We start from the raw sequence: 15,095 nt of genomic DNA, 5'->3' as shown, positions 1-15,095 counted from the left end.
GGGCGGGCGGTAGAATGCGCCCATGCACGACGCCGTCACCCGCCCGACTCCTCCCTCCGATGCCACCTCCTGGCCCCGCCGCCAGACCCATGCCGTGCAGATCGGCGGGGTCACCGTAGGCGGAGGCAAGCCGGTCGTGGTGCAGTCGATGACCAACACCGACACGTCCGACGTGGCCTCCAGCGTGAAGCAGGTGGCCGAGCTGTGGCGGGCCGGTTCGGAAATGGTGCGTTTGACCGTCAATACCGTGGAAGCCGCTGCGGCGATCCCGCGCATCGTCGACAAGCTGGCGATGATGGGCATCGACGTGCCGCTGATCGGTGATTTCCACTACAACGGCCACCAGCTGCTGACCGCCGAGCCGGCATGTGCCGAAGCGCTGGCCAAGTACCGCATCAATCCGGGCAACGTCGGCTTCGGCAAGAAGAAGGATCTGCAGTTCGCTCAGTTGATCGAGTTCGCGATCCGCTACAACAAGCCGGTGCGCATCGGTGCCAACTGGGGCTCGCTGGACCAGGCCCTGGCGGCGAAGTTGATGGACGAGAACAACCTGCGCGAGCAGCCCTGGGATGCCGGTCGCGTGCTGCGCGAGGCGCTGATCCGTTCGGCGCTGGATTCGGCCGAGCAGGCGGTGGAGCTCGGCCTGCCGCGCGATCGCATCGTGCTGTCGGCCAAGGTCAGTGGCGTGCAGGAGCTGATCGCGGTGTACCGCGACCTGGCCCAGCGCTCCGATTTTGCCCTGCACCTGGGCCTGACCGAGGCCGGTATCGGCAGCAAGGGCATCGTCGCCTCGTCGGCGGCGTTGGGCGTGCTGCTGCAGGAAGGCATCGGTGACACCATCCGCATCTCGCTGACCCCGGAACCGGGCCAGTCGCGCACGCAGGAAGTGATCGTCGCCCAGGAACTGCTGCAGACCACCGGCCAGCGTGCCTTCACGCCGCTGGTCACGGCTTGTCCGGGCTGCGGCCGCACCACCTCCGAGTTCTTCCAGGAACTGGCCAAGGTGGTGCAGAACCACGTGCGCGAGAAGATGCCGCTGTGGAAGATCCACCATCCGGGTGCGGAGAACATGACCCTGGCGGTGATGGGCTGCATCGTCAATGGGCCGGGTGAGTCGCGGCACGCCAACATCGGTATTTCCCTGCCGGGCACCGGTGAAACCCCGGCCGCGCCCGTGTTCGTCGATGGCGAGAAGAAGGTGACCCTGCGTGGCGAGAACATCGCCCAGGAGTTCGTCGCCCTGATCGACGATTACGTCGAACACAAATATGTCCGAAGCGCCGGATAAGCCTGCGATCCTCGCTGCGCCGGAGTCCGCCTCCGGTTTCCGCCACTGGATGGCGCACAATGCCTGGCGCCTGGTGCTGCTGTTCGGTGGCGTGCTGCTGCCGTTGGCGGGTTTCGTCGCGCTGGCCGACGAAGTGCACGAATTTGAATCGTTCCATTTCGATGCGCCGCTGCTGTGGCAGATGCATGGCCTGCACTCACCGCTGCTGGACCGCTTCTTCGTGCTCATTTCCAGGCTGGGCTACGAATGGTTCCTGATTCCCGCCGACGTGCTGATCATCGGCGTGCTGCTGGGCTACCGGCGTTGGCGTGAGGCCACGTTCGTAGCGGTCAGCTTCGTCGGCTCGGCGCTGCTGAACATGGGCAGCAAGCATTTCTTCCAGCGCCAGCGCCCCAGCCTGTGGGAATCGATCGCGCCGGAATCGACGTTCAGCTTTCCCAGCGGCCACGCGATGGGCTCGATGACCCTGGCCGTGACCCTGGTGCTGCTGGCCTGGAACACCCGCTGGCGCTGGCCGGTGCTGCTGCTGGCGCCCGCGTTCAGCCTGCTGGTCAGCGTCTCCCGGGTCTATCTGGGCGTGCATTACCCCTCCGATATCCTGGCCGGATGGTGTGCCGCGCTGGTTTGGGTGGTAGGGTGCTATCTGGTCATGTTCAGTCGCCGGCATCCTTGGCGACGTCAGGATTCGCCGCCAGCGACGGCCAGCGAAGCATCATCACAGGGGGATTGACGTGGATGGCCCCTCCGGGGCGTCTACGTAATAGATCAGTTGTTTCGTTGCAGCAGGTTCTGCAAGACAGGGGGCAAGCACAACGCGCGGTACTGTGATGCGCAAGGCAGAATGCCCGGGTCGCATCTCGAACGCGCTTGCAGGGGTATCGGCGCCCTGCCTAGCTTGACCTGCAATGGCCGCATTCGAAGAGGTACGTGAATGACGATTCGAGTCTACCTGGTGGATGACCACGCACTGGTCCGCACCGGGATGAAGATGATCCTGTCGGGGGAGACCGACATCGAGGTGGTGGGCGAAGCCGAGACCGGCGAAGATGCGCTGCGCGACGTCCGCCAGCTGCTGCCGGACGTGGTGCTGTGCGACCTGCACCTGCCCGGCGTGAGTGGCATGGAGGTGACCGAGCGCATCGTCCGCAGCCATCGCAACACCCGCGTGGTGATCGTGTCGGTGCTGGAAGACGGTCCGCTGCCGAAGCGCTTGCTGGAAGCCGGGGCTGCGGGCTACATCGGCAAGGGCTGCGATGCACAGGAGCTGCTGCGTGCGGTGCGCGATGTGGCCATGGGCCGTCGCTACCTGGGCACCAGCATCGCGCAGAACCTGGCCTTGTCGACCGTTGAAGGCAACGGCTCTCCATTCGACAGCCTGTCGCCGCGCGAGCTGGAAGTGGCGTTGCTGCTGACCCAGGGCCTGCGCCAGGAAGACATCGCGCGGCGCCTGAGCCTGAGTGCGAAGACGGTGAACACGCACAAGGCGCGGCTGTTCGAGAAGATGGGGATCCACGACAACATCGCGCTGGCGCGCATGGCCAGCCAGTACGGGCTGGTGGATCCGGCACGGCCGCTGTAAGGGATTCGGCCAACGGCTGAGCCCTCCGCAGGGCCACCGACAGGTTCCGTGCGCCGTCACTGCCGATAGAGAAAATGTAGAGCCGAGCCTATGCTCGGCTGCTTTCCGGCCTGCGGGCGCGGAGCCGAGCATGGGCTCGGCTCTACAGCTGCGTCGGGCTCAGTGGCCGCGTACGCGCTTGATGATCTTCGCGGCGTCGGCGGCGCTGGCGCGCACCTTGTCCCACTGACCGTCGGCGATCCAGCTGCCCGGCACCATCCACGAACCGCCGATGCAGACCACGTTCTTCTGCTCGAGGTACTCGGCGGCGGTGTTTTCGGTGATGCCGCCGGTCGGGCACAGCTTGAGGTCGGCAACCGGGCCGGCCAGACCCTTGATCATCGCCAGCCCCCCCACGGCGGTGGCAGGGAACAGCTTGCACACGCGGAAGCCGCGCGCATACAGCGACAGCAGTTCGGTCGGCGTGGCCGCACCCGGCACTACCGGCAGCGGGGCCGCCGCCAGCGCATCGGCCAGCGCCGGTGGCGTACCCGGGGTCACCAGGAAGTCCGCGCCCGCATCGATCGACTGCTGCATCTGCTCCACGGTCAGCACCGTGCCGGCGCCCACCACCACGTCCGGCAGCTCGCGCTTGAGCATCGCCAATGCTTCCATCGCCACTGGCGTACGCAGCGTCAACTCGATCGCCGGCAGGCCACCTTCCAGCAACGCCGCACTGACCGCACGCGCCTGGTCCAGCGTATGAATCGTCACCACCGGCAGGATGCCCGCCGCACGCAACAGCTCCGCCGCCTTCACCTGATGTTGTTCGATACCCATGCTTTTGCCCTTGCCTTTGCTCTTCTTGATTCAGTGGCCGCAGCGCAAATGACGCGCCGGGAATTGTCCAGGGCGCTCTACTGCCCAGGCCGGGAAGCCTGCCGCGGCTTTTCGCTTCAGGCGTCTTTTGCCTCATGCGGCGCCGCCGCCGCTGCGGCATCGTGCCCCAGCTCGTACTCCGCGTCGTATTCCCACGGCCCGCCATCGGCCGCCGCCGGCCCGCACGAAATCGAAATCGCACCCTGATCGGCCGGCCCCACCACGCGACGGTTGATCGCGAACAGGTTGCGGCCCAGGTCATGCGCGGCAGGCGCCGTGTTCGGGGCCAGCGGACGCGCGGCCCACTCGGCCGCGTCCACCAGCACTTCCAGCGTGCCGGCCTCGCCATCAAGGCGGATCATGTCGCCCTCGCGGACCTTGGCCAGCGGACCACCGCGCGCCGCTTCCGGCGTCACATGGATCGCCGCCGGAATCTTGCCCGAGGCGCCGGACAGGCGGCCGTCGGTGACCAGTGCCACGCGCCGGCCCTGGTTCTGCAGCAGCCCCAGCAGCGGCGCCAGCGAATGCAGTTCCGGCATGCCGTTGGCACGCGGGCCCTGGTAACGCACCACCGCCACGAAGTGCTCGGGCAGCAGGCCGCCGGCATGCAGCTTGTTCAGCACCTGCGGCGCATCGACAACCACGGCCGGTGCTTCGATCGTGCGGTACTGCGGCTTCACCGCCGACAGCTTGATCAGCGACTTGCCCAGGTTGCCGCGCAGCAGGCGCAGGCCGCCCTGGTGCTCGAACGGATTGTCGACGCCACGCACCACTTCGTCATCGGCGCTGTGTTGCAGGCCCGGCAGGTAGACCAGCTGGCCGTCGCGCAGCTGCGGCTCGCGCGCGTAGTCGGCCATGCCGCCGCGCGCCACGCTGACCAGGTCACCGTGCATCAGGCCCGCCCTGATCAGCTCGCCGAACACGAAGGCCGGTCCGCCAGCGGCCGCGAAGCGGTTCACGTCGGCCTCGCCGTTCGGATAGACGCGGGCCAGCAGCGGAATCAGCTGCGACAGTTCGTCGAAGTCGTCCCAGGTCAGCACGATGCCGGCGGCACGCGCCACTGCGATCCAGTGGATGGTGTGGTTGGTCGAACCGCCGGTGGCCATCAGCGCGATGACCGCGTTGATGATCGCGCGCTCATCGATGATCCGGCCCAGCGGGCGGAAGTCGTCGCCGAGCGCGGTGATGTCCAGTGCACGTTCGGTGGCTTCGCGGGTGAGGGCGTCGCGCAGCGGCGTGCCCGGATTGACGAACGATGCGCCCGGCAGCTGCACGCCCATCGCTTCCAGCAGCACCTGGTTGGAATTGGCGGTGCCGTAGAAGGTGCAGGTGCCGGCGCCGTGGTACGAGGCGGACTCGGCTTCCAGCAGCTCTTCGCGGGTGGCTTCGCCGGCGGCATAGCGCTCGCGCACTTCCGCCTTCTGCTTGTTGGGGATGCCCGGGGTCATCGGGCCGGCCGGCACGAACACCGCCGGCAGGTGGCCGAAGGCCAGCGCGCCGATCAGCAGGCCCGGCACGATCTTGTCGCACACGCCGAGGTAGACGGTGGTATCGAACATGTCATGGCTGAGGCCGATCGCAGTGGCCTGGGCGATCACATCGCGCGAGAACAGCGACAGTTCCATGCCGCCGCGGCCCTGGGTGACGCCGTCGCACATCGCCGGCACGCCGCCGGCCACCTGTGCGGTGGCACCCAGCTCGCGGGCGATCTCGCGGATCTGCTCGGGATAGGTCTCGAACGGCTGGTGCGCCGAGAGCATGTCGTTGTAGGCGGTGATGATGCCCAGGTTCGGCGTCACGCCGCCGCGCAGGCGGCTCTTGTCGGTACCGCCACAGGCGGCGAATCCATGGGCGAGGTTGCCGCAGCTCAGGCGGCTGCGGAACGGGCCTTCGCGCAGGGAGGCGTCGATCGCGGCCAGGTAGGCGGCACGCGAGGCGGCGCTGCGGCGGATGACACGCTCAGTGATGGCTTGCAGTTGCGGATGGAGGCTCATTGGCTACCGGCGTTCAAGGTGGCGAGAGGCAAGCGGCGGCGGGGCGCCGCCGCCGACATCAATCAGCCCAGTGGACGCGCAGGCGCGCGCCTTCCAGGTTGATCGCGTTGAGGATCGGATACTGCTGGGCGTCGTTGCTGTCCAACGCTTGGCGCAGCACCTGCAGCTTCTGCTTGCCGCGCAGCAGCAGCAGGCGCTGTCGGCATTGGCGCAGCCCATGCGGGGTCAGCGTGATGCGCAGCGGCCACTGGTTCGCGCCCGGGCAGCCGGTGGCATCCAGCGCGGCATAGGGCAGGGTGCTTTCCAGTGCGCGGGCGAGGTCCTTCGAGCCCGGGAACAGCGAGGCGGTGTGGCCGTCGTTGCCCATGCCCAGTGCCACCAGGCTCGGCGGCTGGCTGTGCTGTGCCTGCAGGTTGGCGGTGTACACGCATTCGGGCAGGGGCTTGCCGATCCGCACCAGTGGATCGAAATGCGCACCCTCGGCGCGTTTCAGCAGGTGCTCGCGCACCAGCCAGGCATTGCTGTCGCGATCCTGCGGCGACAGCCAGCGCTCGTCGGCCAGGCTCACTTCCACCCGGTCCCAGTGCACGTCCAACTCGGCCAGCGCCTGGTAGACCGGCGCCGGTGTAGTGCCGCCAGACAGCAGGATGCGGGCGCGGCCCACTTCGTTGATGTCGTGGTTGAGGGTGTGCGCCATCTCGGCGGCAACGGCTTCGATCCAGCCATCGGCATCGCCATGGTTGATGAACTCGATGCGGTCGTCGTGGAAGGTGGTGGGGCTCATGCGGCAACTCCAGGTGCGTCACGTTCGGCGTCGGCGGCATAGGCGGCGGCGCCCAGCAGTCCGGCGTGGGGATGCATCACCGCCAACGAGGGCACGCGCGCCATGATGGAAGAGAACCGGCCCTTGTGCTCGAAGCGCTGGCGGAAACCGGAGTGCTGCAGCGAATCGAGCATCTTCGGGGTCAGCCCGCCGGTCAGGAACACGCCGTCCCAGGCGCCCTGGGTCAGCACCAGATCGCCAGCAATGGCGCCGAACACGGCGCAGAACACATCCACGGTGCGCATCGCCTGCGGATCGCCGTGCAGGGCGCGGGCGGTCACGTCCACCGGCTGCAGCTGGCCCGGATCGATGCCGGCCATCTCGCACACGGCGCGATGGATGTTGACCAGGCCGGGGCCGCAGATCAGGCGCTCGTTGGAGACGCGGCCGAACTGCTCGGACAGGATCTCCAGGATGCGGATCTCTTCCGGGGTTCCCGGCGGGAAGCTGACATGGCCGCCTTCGGTTTCCAGCGGATAGCAACGGCCGTGACGCATGATCAGGCCGCCGACGCCGAGCCCGGTACCGGGCCCGATCACCGCGTAGTTGCGTGGCTGGCCGGGCTTGCCCGGTACCCAGGCAGCCCCGCCGACCTGGACCACGTCATCGGGCTGCAGCAGCGAAATCGCCATCGCCTGCGCGGCGAAGTCGTTGATCAGGTGCAGTTCGTCGAACCCGAGCATGGCAGCGGTGCGGCTGCGCGAGATTACCCACGGATGGTTGGTGATGCGTGCTTCGTCACCATCCACGCGACCGGCCACGGCGAACACGCCGCGGCTTGCCGTGGCGCCGATCTGTTCCAGATGGTGGCGCGCGGCATCACCCAGCGACGGGAACTCCGCCACCGCGTACTCGCGGATGCTGTCCTTCTGCAGCGGTGCGTCCAGCGAGGTGTCGGCCAGGGCGAAGCGCGCGTTGGTGCCACCGATGTCGGCGACCAGCACTGGCTGCGAGCTGGCACTCATGCCGACGCTCCGCTGTCGGGCGCGTCCAGGTCCTGCGGCAGGAACCCGCCCGCATTGCCCGGGCCCCATTGGCCGGCGGGGTAGGGCTCCAGCGGCAGCTTGGCGTCCTTCCAGGCGTCGGCGACGCTGTCGATCCAGGCCCAGGCCGCACGCACTTCGTCATCGCGCACGAACAGCGTGTGGTTGCCGTTGAAGGCATCCAGGAACAAGCGTTCGTAAGCGATACGGCGGTGCAGGCCGGTCGGCACCGACAGTTCCAGCTCCAGCGGATGCAGCTCCAGCGCGCCCCATTCCGGGCCTGCCAGGCTGCTCATCAGGCCCAGTTCGATGTTTTCCTGCGGCTGCAGCTGGAACACCAGGCGGTTCGGTGCGGCCTGCGCGCGCTGCGGGCGCTCGAACAGCCAGTGGGTGACCGGCTTCAGCGTGACCACCACGCGGGTGGTGCGCTCGGGCAGGCGCTTGCCGGTGACCAGGTGGAACGGCACGCCGCTCCAGCGCCAGTTGTCGATATGCGCGGTGACACCGGCGAAGGTTTCCACGTCGCTGCCTTCCGGCGGCTGGTAGGCCTGTGCCGGCTGGCCATTGATGGTGCCGGCGGTGTAGCGGCCACGGATGCTGTCACGCGCGGCGTGCCGGGCATCGAGCGGGCGCAGGGCGCGCAGCACCTTGACCTTCTCGTCGCGGATGCGATCGGCTTCCAGCGATGCCGGCGGTTCCATCGCCACCATGCACAGCAGCTGCAGGATGTGGCTCTGCACCATGTCGCGCAGCGCGCCGGAGCGGGCGTAATAGGCATCGCGGCCATCCACGCCTTCGCTTTCGGCCACCAGGATGTGCACCGATTCGATGTAGTTGCGGTTCCACACCGCTTCCAGCAGCGTGTTGCCGAAGCGCAGTGCGATCAGGTTCTGCACCGCGGCCTTGCCCAGGTAGTGGTCGAGGCGGAACACGCGGTCCTCGTCGATCCACTGGCCGATGGTGCTGATGATTTCCTCGGCGCTCTCGCTGTCGCTGCCGATCGGCTTTTCCAGCATCAGGCGTGCCGGCGCGGCGAGGGCGCCGCCCTTGGCCAGGCCTTCGCAGGTGGAGATGTACAGGCCCGGCGGGATGGCGAGGTAGCTGACGCACTTGCGGTGCACGAGGTCGGCGACCGCGGCGGCAACCGAGTCGACGTCGCGCAGGTCCACAGAGCGGTAGTCGATGCGACGCAGCAGGGCGCTGATGTCGTCCTGCGTGGCCATCGGCATGGCCTGCTGCAGGCGCGGCCGCAGGATGTCATGGAAGGCTTCGGTGTCATGCCCGGACAGGGCCAGCGCACGGATGCGGAAGTCCTCCGGCAGCAGGCCGTCGCCAAGCAGGCGAAGCAGCGAAGGGAACAGGTAGCGCTGGGCCAGATCACCTGTGGCACCGAACAGGAAGAGGGTGTCGTGCATCGCTCGAGTTTCAGATCCGGGTGACATCGTTGTCAATCGCTTCATGGCTGGGTTCGGGGGACATCCGCGCAACTGCCTGTCCGAGGTTCGTCAGGGGCGTTCTCCGGGGGGCCGGAAGACCGTTCCATTCGAAACCACTGCCTCGGCGGAACCTTCGTTCAACCGCCGACGCAGATCGGTGCGCACCGATCATCGGATAGTGCCACGTGAAAACGTTTACATGGCAGAATGGGCAACTGTATTCGATTGCAGTGCTCGCCGTCATGCGGCAAGCGCGCAATCATCACTGCCATCGGGAGGGCCGAGGCAGTCCCAAAAGACAGCCCGGCTTCGGGCGGACCGGATAGGTGATATGGCAAAAGTGCAGTTGCAGGGTGTGCGCAAGGTCTATGACAACGGCCAGGTCGCGGTGAAGGACGCCAGCTTCGAGGTCGCCGATGGCGAGCTGATGGTGCTGGTCGGCCCGTCCGGCTGTGGCAAGTCGACCCTGCTGCGGATGGTGGCTGGCCTGGAGGAGATCAGCGGCGGCACGCTGACCATCGGTGATCGCGTGGTCAACGACGTGGCGCCGAAGGATCGCGACATCGCGATGGTGTTCCAGAGTTATGCGCTGTACCCGCACATGACCGTGGCCGAGAACCTGGCCTTTGGCCTGAAGCTGCGCGGTCACGACAAGGCGACCATCGACAAGCGCATCGCCGAGGCGGCGCAGACGCTGGGCCTGACCGAGATGATGGACAAGCTGCCCAAGGCGATGTCCGGTGGCCAGCGCCAGCGTGGCGCGCTGGGCCGTGCGCTGGTGCGCGAGCCGGCGGTGTTCCTGCTCGACGAACCGCTGTCCAACCTGGATGCCAAGCTGCGCCACAGCGTGCGTACCGAGATCGCGCAGCTGCACCGCAAGCTGGGCACCACCATGATCTACGTGACGCACGATCAGGTGGAAGCGATGACCCTCGGCCAGCGCATCGTGGTGCTGAAGGACGGCATCATCCAGCAGATCGATACGCCAATGGCGCTGTACGACCGCCCGGCCAACCTGTTCGTGGCGGGCTTCCTCGGCAGCCCGGCGATGAACGTGCTGCGCGGCACGCTGCAGGGCGATGCCGGTGGCGTGACCGTGGTCGACGGTGACTGGTGTGCGCCGCTGGGCCAGGCCACCATCGACCCGGCGTGGCTGCAGAAGCCGATCGCGGTGGGCGTGCGTCCGGAGCATCTGCAGCCGGCGGCCGCCGACGATGCGCATGCGTTCAGCGCGCGGATCGAAGGCATCGAGCCGGTCGGCAACGAGATCTTCGTCAACCTGAGCAGTGGCCAGCACGCGCTGACCATGCGCGTGGCGCCGCAGGCGCTGCCCGAGGTGGGCGAGCAGATCCGCGTGGCGATCCATCCGCAGGGCCTGCATTTCTTCAACCCGGAGACCGGCGCGCGCCTGTAAGGGGTAGTGCCGGCCGCTGGCCGGCAACCTCAACCCTGCATGGTTGCCGGCCAGCGGCCGGCACTACCATTCCTGCACCCACCCGTGCAGGTCCCCGCCTGCTTCAGCGGGCCAGGCCATCCAGCAACGGCACGCGCTGCGCAATGGCATCGCCCACCTGCAGGTCAGCGTCGCTGGCCTCCAGTGGCAGTACCGCCAGTGCCAGGTCGCCGGCCACGCTGGCAATCGTGCCCAGCCCCGCGCCATCCTGCTGCACGCCATCGCCGGCCTGTGCCGGTGCTGCGGTATGCAGCAACTGCACCGCACGCTTGGCCTTGCCGAGGAAGTGGGTGCGGGCGACGATTTCCTGGCCGGGATAGCAGCCCTTCTTCACGCTGTAGCCGTTTAGGCGGTCCAGGCCCAGCTGTTGGGGGGTCCACACTTCGCGCTGGCCTTCTTCCAGCCGCGGCAGGCCGTAGCGCAGGTCGGCCTGGCGCCAGGCCAGGGCGAAAGCGGCCTCATCGGCTTCATTGCCGGCAGCGAACGCGTCGGCGCTGCCAACGCGCAGGGTGCGCGGCAGGGCATCGCTGCCCAGGTCCAGCTCCCAGCCGTCGCCTGCGGTCTGCGCAATCGCCCCGCCGCTGGCGGCCTCGGGCGCGGTGAACGCGCCAGCCGCCGCCAGATCGCTGCGCACCTGCACCTTCACCTTGCGGCGGAACACGAAGCGCTGCAGTTGCGACGCAATCGCATCGGCATCGCCGTCAGCCAGCACCAGCATCACGTGGTCGTCGGCCAGCCGAAGCAGCTGGAACACCGCCAGGGTGCGGCCCTTGGCGCTCAGCCAGGCACTCCACTGCCAGTGCTGCAGGGGCAGGGCGGTGACATCGCTGCTGAACTGGGCGTGGGCAAAGACAGCCGCATCCGGGCCCTGCAGGCTCAGCAGCTGGTGGCCGGGCAGGCGCGGATATCCGACGAAAGCAGGGGGCAGGTTGTCAGGCACGTGAACGAGGTCTAAAATTTGTGCGTTGCGAGACCGAACATGATAGGCCAAACAACCCCCACTCCCGACGACGAATCTGAAGCCCCGCTGGTCCCCGCGGCACCCGTGCCCGTGGAACAGGAAAAAGCGGAAGAATTCGGCGGCCGCGGCGGACTTGATCCGGTGCGGTATGGCGATTGGGAGAAAAACGGACGCTGCATCGATTTCTGATCAGCATTGAGCCAACGCGGCCGTGTGCCGCCCAGCCGAGACAACGAGCCCAGCGAATGGCGACCAGACAACGCCCACTTTCCCCGCACCTTCAGGTGTATCGCTGGCAGATTCAGATGGCCACCTCGATCCTGCATCGAGCCACTGGCGTCTTTCTGTCTGTTGGTGCCCTCATCATCGCCGCCGGCCTGCTGGCCCTGATGATGGGGCCCGAGTCCTGGAACTGCTTCACCGGCCATGCCGGGGCCTGGTATGGCCGCGTGTTCCTGTTCGCGTGGACATGGTCGTTCGCCTATCACCTGTGCAATGGCATCCGCCACGTCGTGCAGGACTTCGCCATCGGCTTCAGCATCCCCGCCTTCATCCGCAGCAGCTGGCTGTCGGTCATCGGCAGCCTGGTGATCACCCTGCTGGTGTGGGCCTATGTGATGTTCGGAGGTGCCGCGTGAGCAAGTTCCGTACCCCGTTGAAGAACGTGCGCGGCCTTGGCTCGGCCAAGACCGGCACCGAGCACTTCGTTCACCAGCGCCTGACCGCCGCCGCACTGGTGGTGCTGGGCATCTGGTTCCTGGTCTTCGTGCTGGGCCTGCTGGGCTCGGACTACGCCACCGCCGCCGCCGCCGTGGCCAAGCCGTGGAACGCGGTGCCGTTGATCGGCCTGCTGATCGCCATGTTCTGGCACGCGCAGCTCGGCATGCAGGTCGTGCTGGAAGACTACATCCACGAATCGCTGCTGGCCCTGGTGCTGCAGACCGCGGTGAAGTTCGTCGCCGTGCTCGGCATGATCGTCAGTGTGTTTGCGGTGGGCCGCATCGCCCTCGGCGTTGCCTGAGCCCAGGCACCTACACAGGAATCCAGATTAGATGTCCGCTTACAAGATCACCGAACACAAGTACGACATGGTCGTGGTCGGCGCCGGCGGTGCCGGCCTGCGCGCCACGTTCGGCCTGGCCGCCAAGGGCCTGCAGACCGTGTGCCTGACCAAGGTCTTCCCGACCCGTTCTCACACCGTTGCCGCCCAGGGCGGTATCTCGGCCGCGCTCGGCAACATGGGCGAGGACGACTGGCGCTACCACTTCTTCGACACCATCAAGGGGTCGGACTGGCTGGGCGACCAGGACGCCATCGAGTACATGTGCCGTGAGGCCATCCCGGCCATCATCGAGCTCGAACATTACGGCGTGCCGTTCTCGCGCACCGCCGAAGGCAAGATCTACCAGCGTCCGTTCGGTGGCATGACCACCAAGTATGGCGAAGGCCCGGCGGCGCAGCGTACCTGCGCGGCGGCCGACCGTACCGGCCACGCGATGCTGCACACGCTGTACCAGCAGTCGCTGAAGCACGATGCGCGCTTCATGATCGAGTACTTCGCGCTCGACCTGATCTTCGACGAGGAAGGCGCCTGCCGCGGCGTGCTGGCCCTGGACATGTCCGACGGCACCCTGCACCTGTTCCGCGCCCAGGGCGTGGTACTGGCCACCGGCGGCTACGGCCGTGCCTACTTCAGCGCCACCTCGGCGCACACCTGCACCGGCGACGGTGGCGGCCTGGCCATGCGTGCCGGCATCGCCATGCAGGACATGGAGTTCGTGCAGTTCCACCCGACCGGCATCTACGGCGCCGGCTGCCTGATCACCGAGGGTGTCCGCGGTGAAGGTGGCATCCTGCGCAACAGCAGCGGCGAGCGCTTCATGGAGCGTTACGCGCCGCACTACAAGGACCTGGCCTCGCGCGACGTGGTCAGCCGTTCGATGACCATCGAGATCCGCGAAGGCCGCGGCGTCGGCGAGCACAAGGACCACATCCTGCTCGACCTGACCCACCTCGGCCCGGGCGTGATCGACGAGAAGCTGCCGGGCATCGCCGAGAGCGCCCGCATCTTCGCCGGCGTCGACGTGCACAAGCAGCCGATTCCGGTCATCCCGACCGTGCACTACAACATGGGCGGCATCCCGACCAATTACCACGGCGAAGTGGTGCAGAAGGTCGGCGACAACGACAACGCGGTAGTGCCGGGCCTGTACGCCATCGGCGAAGCGGCCTGCGTGTCCGTGCACGGCGCCAACCGCCTGGGCTCGAACTCGCTGCTGGACCTGGTGGTGTTCGGCCGTGCCGTGGCCAACCGCTGTGCCGAGACCATCAAGCCGGGCGCTGCGCACAAGCCGCTGCCGGCCGATGCCTGCGACAAGGCGCTGGGCCTGCTGGACAAGCTGCGCCACGCCAACGGCGATACCCCGACTTCGGTCATCCGCGATCGCATGCAGCGCACCATGCAGGCCGACGCGGCGGTCTTCCGCACCAGCCAGACGCTGAAGGAAGGCTGCGAGAAGATGGACAAGATCTTCGACTCGTTCCAGGACGTGAAGGTCTCCGACCGTTCGCTGGTGTGGAACTCGGACCTGATCGAGACCTACGAGCTGAACAACCTGCTGCTCAATGCGGTGGCGACGATCAACTCGGCCGAACAGCGCAAGGAAAGCCGCGGCGCGCATGCGCACGAGGACTTCCCGGACCGCGACGACGTCAACTGGCAGAAGCACACCCTGGTCAGCGTCGACGAGAAGGGCAAGTGCAGCTTCGACTACCGTCCGGTGCACATGTACACGTTGACCGACGACGTGTCCGTGGTGCCGCCGAAGCCGCGCGTGTACTGATCCGACCCCGCCTACCATGCAATCCGCGCCCACGCGCGCGGGCCGCCTGAGCCAACGAGAGCAGCCATGGCCGAGTTTTCACTCCCCAAGAATTCCAAGATCACGAAGGGCAAGCACTTCCCCGTCAAGAACGGCGGCAAGAACGTGCGCACCTTCAAGATCTACCGCTGGAGTCCTGACGACGACAGCAACCCGCGCACCGATACCTATGAAGTCGATCTGGACGCCTGTGGCCCGATGGTCCTGGACGCCCTGATCAAGATCAAGAACGAGATCGACCCGACCCTGACCTTCCGCCGCTCGTGCCGCGAAGGTATCTGTGGTTCGTGCGCCATGAACATCGACGGCACCAACACCCTGGCCTGCACCCGAGCCATCTCGGACTGCGGCAAGAAGGAAGTGCCGATCTACCCGCTGCCGCACATGAACGTGGTCAAGGACCTGGTTCCGGACCTGACCCACTTCTACGCGCAGTACGCGTCGATCAAGCCGTGGATCCGCACCCAGACCCCGGCACCGCCGGACCGCGAGCGCCTGCAGTCGCCGGAAGACCGCAAGAAGCTGGACGGCCTGTACGAGTGCATCCTGTGCGCCTGCTGCTCGACCAGCTGCCCGAGCTACTGGTGGAACGGCGAGCGTTACCTGGGCCCGGCGATCCTGCTGCAGGCCTACCGCTGGATCATCGACTCGCGCGATGAGGACACCGGTGCGCGCCTGGACGATCTGGAAGATCCGTTCAAGCTGTACCGCTGCCACACCATCATGAACTGCGCCCGGACCTGCCCGAAGGGCCTGAACCCGGCACTGGCGATCGCCGAGATCAAGAAGCTGATGATGGAACGCCGCGCCTGATACACGGCGCAGGGTAGTTGCATGA

General features: G+C 67.1%; 15 protein-coding genes. 9 read left to right on the top strand and 6 right to left on the bottom strand.

The window, feature by feature from the left end:
• The first annotated feature begins 22 nt into the window (after positions 1-22).
• The 3 genes from ispG to AC5P53_RS09405 all read left to right on the top strand — a co-directional run bounded on the left by ispG (position 23) and on the right by AC5P53_RS09405 (position 2,867).
• On the top strand, positions 23-1,288 hold the full coding sequence (ispG, locus tag AC5P53_RS09415; RefSeq protein ID WP_041863307.1) for a flavodoxin-dependent (E)-4-hydroxy-3-methylbut-2-enyl-diphosphate synthase: 1,266 nt from the start codon (positions 23-25) through the stop codon (positions 1,286-1,288).
• Positions 1,269-2,018 (top strand): phosphatase PAP2 family protein, encoded by a 750-nt coding sequence (locus AC5P53_RS09410; protein WP_032958602.1) that lies wholly within the window; start codon positions 1,269-1,271, stop codon positions 2,016-2,018. Before ispG ends, AC5P53_RS09410 begins: the two co-directional genes overlap by 20 nt.
• 201 nt (positions 2,019-2,219) lie before the next feature.
• A complete protein-coding gene (locus tag AC5P53_RS09405; protein ID WP_005416124.1) occupies positions 2,220-2,867 on the top strand; it encodes a response regulator in 648 nt (215 codons plus the stop codon).
• Between the two features lie 159 nt (positions 2,868-3,026).
• Here the strand turns inward: AC5P53_RS09405 and AC5P53_RS09400 are convergent, their stop codons facing one another.
• The 5 genes from AC5P53_RS09400 to zwf all read right to left on the bottom strand — a co-directional run bounded on the left by AC5P53_RS09400 (position 3,027) and on the right by zwf (position 8,940).
• Complete coding sequence (locus tag AC5P53_RS09400; RefSeq protein ID WP_014646757.1) at positions 3,027-3,686, bottom strand: bifunctional 4-hydroxy-2-oxoglutarate aldolase/2-dehydro-3-deoxy-phosphogluconate aldolase; 660 nt, start codon at positions 3,684-3,686, stop codon at positions 3,027-3,029.
• 116 nt (positions 3,687-3,802) lie between these two features.
• Positions 3,803-5,719: a phosphogluconate dehydratase gene (edd, locus tag AC5P53_RS09395; RefSeq protein ID WP_032958604.1), complete on the bottom strand. Its 1,917-nt coding sequence runs from the start codon at positions 5,717-5,719 to the stop codon at positions 3,803-3,805.
• Positions 5,720-5,777: 58 nt separating this feature from the next.
• On the bottom strand, positions 5,778-6,503 hold the full coding sequence (pgl, locus tag AC5P53_RS09390; protein WP_014646759.1) for a 6-phosphogluconolactonase: 726 nt from the start codon (positions 6,501-6,503) through the stop codon (positions 5,778-5,780).
• The gene (glk, locus tag AC5P53_RS09385; protein ID WP_014646760.1) at positions 6,500-7,507 is read right to left on the bottom strand and encodes a glucokinase; all 1,008 of its coding nucleotides are present in this window, start codon (positions 7,505-7,507) and stop codon (positions 6,500-6,502) included. The genes pgl and glk overlap by 4 nt, the downstream gene beginning before the upstream one ends.
• Positions 7,504-8,940 (bottom strand): glucose-6-phosphate dehydrogenase, encoded by a 1,437-nt coding sequence (gene zwf / locus AC5P53_RS09380; RefSeq protein ID WP_014646761.1) that lies wholly within the window; start codon positions 8,938-8,940, stop codon positions 7,504-7,506. Before zwf ends, glk begins: the two co-directional genes overlap by 4 nt.
• A gap of 352 nt (positions 8,941-9,292) precedes the next feature.
• Between zwf and AC5P53_RS09375 the strand changes: the two genes are divergently transcribed.
• Positions 9,293-10,375: an ABC transporter ATP-binding protein gene (locus tag AC5P53_RS09375; protein WP_495227325.1), complete on the top strand. Its 1,083-nt coding sequence runs from the start codon at positions 9,293-9,295 to the stop codon at positions 10,373-10,375.
• A gap of 103 nt (positions 10,376-10,478) precedes the next feature.
• Here AC5P53_RS09375 and ygfZ read toward each other — a convergent pair whose 3' ends face one another.
• Positions 10,479-11,354, bottom strand: a complete 876-nt coding sequence (ygfZ, locus tag AC5P53_RS09370; RefSeq protein ID WP_241886685.1) for a CAF17-like 4Fe-4S cluster assembly/insertion protein YgfZ — start codon at positions 11,352-11,354, stop codon at positions 10,479-10,481.
• Between the two features lie 39 nt (positions 11,355-11,393).
• Between ygfZ and AC5P53_RS09365 the strand changes: the two genes are divergently transcribed.
• From AC5P53_RS09365 to AC5P53_RS09345, 5 genes are all read left to right on the top strand, one after another.
• On the top strand, positions 11,394-11,564 hold the full coding sequence (locus AC5P53_RS09365) for a DUF1674 domain-containing protein (RefSeq protein WP_005409075.1): 171 nt from the start codon (positions 11,394-11,396) through the stop codon (positions 11,562-11,564).
• 56 nt (positions 11,565-11,620) lie between these two features.
• Complete coding sequence (gene sdhC, locus AC5P53_RS09360) at positions 11,621-12,013, top strand: succinate dehydrogenase, cytochrome b556 subunit (protein ID WP_024958620.1); 393 nt, start codon at positions 11,621-11,623, stop codon at positions 12,011-12,013.
• Complete coding sequence (sdhD, locus tag AC5P53_RS09355; protein ID WP_005409077.1) at positions 12,010-12,396, top strand: succinate dehydrogenase, hydrophobic membrane anchor protein; 387 nt, start codon at positions 12,010-12,012, stop codon at positions 12,394-12,396. Before sdhC ends, sdhD begins: the two co-directional genes overlap by 4 nt.
• A gap of 31 nt (positions 12,397-12,427) precedes the next feature.
• Entirely contained in the window at positions 12,428-14,218 is a 1,791-nt protein-coding gene (gene sdhA / locus AC5P53_RS09350) for a succinate dehydrogenase flavoprotein subunit (RefSeq protein ID WP_014646765.1), read from the top strand.
• Positions 14,219-14,284: 66 nt separating this feature from the next.
• On the top strand, positions 14,285-15,070 hold the full coding sequence (locus AC5P53_RS09345) for a succinate dehydrogenase iron-sulfur subunit (RefSeq protein WP_005409079.1): 786 nt from the start codon (positions 14,285-14,287) through the stop codon (positions 15,068-15,070).
• The last annotated feature ends 25 nt before the right edge of the window (positions 15,071-15,095 follow it).

The organism is Stenotrophomonas sp. YJH_SMC_82, from assembly GCF_059368875.1.
Note: the sequence above shows the minus strand (reverse complement) of the source record. Positions and strands in the feature narration are given on the sequence as shown.